Origin of the sequence: Teichococcus deserti (genome assembly GCF_001982615.1) — a bacterium.
In the GTDB taxonomy this organism is placed as follows: Bacteria; Pseudomonadota; Alphaproteobacteria; order Acetobacterales; family Acetobacteraceae; genus Pseudoroseomonas; species Pseudoroseomonas deserti.
In genome coordinates, this window is sequence record NZ_MLCO01000294.1 from 1 (window position 1) to 2,232 (window position 2,232).

Here is a 2,232-nt window from a genome sequence, read left to right on the forward strand (position 1 = left end):
GGCTTGCCGCCCCTGCCCTTCCACTCGCCGCGCGGGGCAAAGGCCGGGGCCGGCCGGCGGTTGGCGGCGAAGAACTGGTCGATCAGCGCGCGGCGGTACTCGCCGGCCAGCAGCTTGTCGGGGATGCGGGCGGCCGAGGCCTCCAGCTCGTGGCGCAGCGCGGCGCGGGCCTCGGGCGTCGCGCCCGGGAATTTCTGCGCGACCATGCCGTAGAGCACGTCGGAGAGCGGCCTGGCGGCGTCGAGCACGGCGCGGAAGGCGGGCGGGCCACCGCGCTTGACCAGCGTGTCGGGATCCTCGCCGGCGGGGAGCGAGACGAAGGACAGGCTGCGCTCGGGGGCCAGCAGCGGCAGGGCCAGCTCGGCGGTGCGCGAGGCGGCCTTGGCGCCGGCGGCGTCGCCGTCGAAGCAGAGGATCGGCTGCGGCGACAGGCGCCAGAGCTCGGCCAGCTGGTCCTCGGTGAGCGCGGTGCCGAGCGGGGCGACGGCGCCGCCGAAGCCTGCCTGGTGCAGCGCGATGACGTCCATGTAGCCTTCGACCACCAGGACGGGGGCGCCGCGGAAGGCGGCGTCGCGGGCGAGCTCGACGCCATAGAGGTTGCGGCGCTTGGAGAAGAGCTCGGTCTCCGGGCCGTTGACATATTTCGGCTGGCCGTCGCCCAGGATGCGGCCGCCGAAGGAGATGATGCGGCCGCGGCGGTCGCGGATCGGGAACATCACCCGGTTGAAGTAGAGGTCGGTCGGCGGCGCGTCGCCCTCGTTCTCGCGCATCAGCCCGGCCTCGATCAGCTGGCGCGGCTCGATGCCGAGCGGCTTGAGATCGGCCGCCAGCACGCCGCGGCCGCCGCCCGACCAGCCGAGGCCGAACTTCTTGATGGTGTCCTCGGCCAGGCCGCGGCGCAGCAGGTAGTCCAGCGCCGGGCGGCCTTCGGGCAGGCGCAGGCGGCGCTGGAAGGCTTCGGCGGCGGCGTCCATGACGCCATGCAGGTCGCGCTGCTTGGCTTCGCGGCGGGCCTGCTGCGGGGTGGCCTTGGGGACGTCGAGGCCGGCCTCGGCGGCCAGGCGCTCGACCGCCTCTGGGAAGGTGGCGCCCTGGTTCTGCATGACGAAGGCGATGGCGTCGCCGTGGGCGCCGCAGCCGAAGCAGTGGTAGTGGTCGTCATAGACGTAGAAGGACGGCGACTTCTCGCCATGGAAGGGGCAGCAGCCGCGCCACTGGCGTCCGGCGCGGGTCAGCTTGGTGGCGCGGCCGATGAGGGGCGCGAGCGGGGTGCGCAGCCTCAATTCGTCGAGAAAATTCGGCGGCAGCGACAAGCCCGTTGGTCCCTTCTGATGGGAGGTCCAGGATGAAACCTATGGGTTTCACCAGGTTCCTGGCGGGGAGAGCATGAGAGGGGCGGCGCCCCTCTCATAAGGTGTCAGCCGAGCGCCGCCTTCACCATCGGCCCGGCCTTGGCCATATCAAGGGTGGCGGCGTACTTGCCCTTCAGCACCGCCATGACCTTGCCCATGTCCTTGATCGAGGTCGCGCCGCTTTCGGCAACGGCGGCGGCGACGGCGGCCTGCATGGCGGCGTCGTCCATCTGCTGCGGCAGGAAGCTCTCGATCACGGCGATCTCGGCGCTTTCCTTGTCGGCCAGCTCCTGGCGGCCGCCCTGGGTGTACATCTCGACACTCTCGCGGCGGCTTTTCACCATGGAGCGCAGCATGGCGATGATCTGCTCTTCCGGCACCTGCTCGACGGCGGGGCGGGCGGCGATGTCGGTGTCCTTGAGCTTGGCGATGATCATGCGGATGGCCGAGGTGCGCGGGGCGTCCTTGGCGATCATGGAGGCCTTCATTTCCTCGGTGAAGCGCGTGCGCAGGCTCATGTGGGGATCTCCATGTCTCTTGGGCCGACATATATCCTGGCAGGGCCGCCGGCGCGAGTTGGCGGCAGTCTGGGAAGAAATTTCCCAGGCTCCCGCGGAATCCGGTGGCATCCGGAAATTTTTTCCCACATAAGTTGGGCATGCGGTCCGTGGAAGACATCATCGCCCTGATGGGCGGCCCTGAGGCGGTTGCCGAGCGCTGCGGCGTCGGCACCGAGGCGGTGCGCAAATGGCGCCAGGCGCGCGCCATTCCCGCCAAGCACTGGCCGGCGGTCATCGCCGCCACCGGCGTCGCGCTGGCGGAGCTCAGCCCGTCTTCCCCCATCCCGCAGCCTGAACCGAGCCCGGAGACGCGCATGGCC

Annotated in this window: 3 protein-coding genes; 1 reads left to right on the forward strand and 2 read right to left on the reverse strand. The window is 70.7% G+C overall.

Annotated features, from left to right (window positions below; translation table 11 throughout):
• Both dnaG and BKE38_RS24675 read right to left on the reverse strand, forming a co-directional pair.
• Window positions 1-1,313 (reverse strand): DNA primase (gene dnaG / locus BKE38_RS24670; protein WP_076959875.1); only part of this gene is annotated, 1,313 nt, incomplete at its 3' end.
• Window positions 1,314-1,417: 104 nt separating this feature from the next.
• On the reverse strand, window positions 1,418-1,870 hold the full coding sequence (locus tag BKE38_RS24675; protein ID WP_076959876.1) for a GatB/YqeY domain-containing protein: 453 nt from the start codon (window positions 1,868-1,870) through the stop codon (window positions 1,418-1,420).
• Window positions 1,871-2,010: 140 nt separating this feature from the next.
• On the opposite strand from BKE38_RS24675, the gene BKE38_RS24680 reads away from it, so the two are divergent.
• Window positions 2,011-2,232 (forward strand): carph-isopro domain-containing protein (locus BKE38_RS24680; protein ID WP_165694276.1); only part of this gene is annotated, 222 nt, incomplete at its 3' end.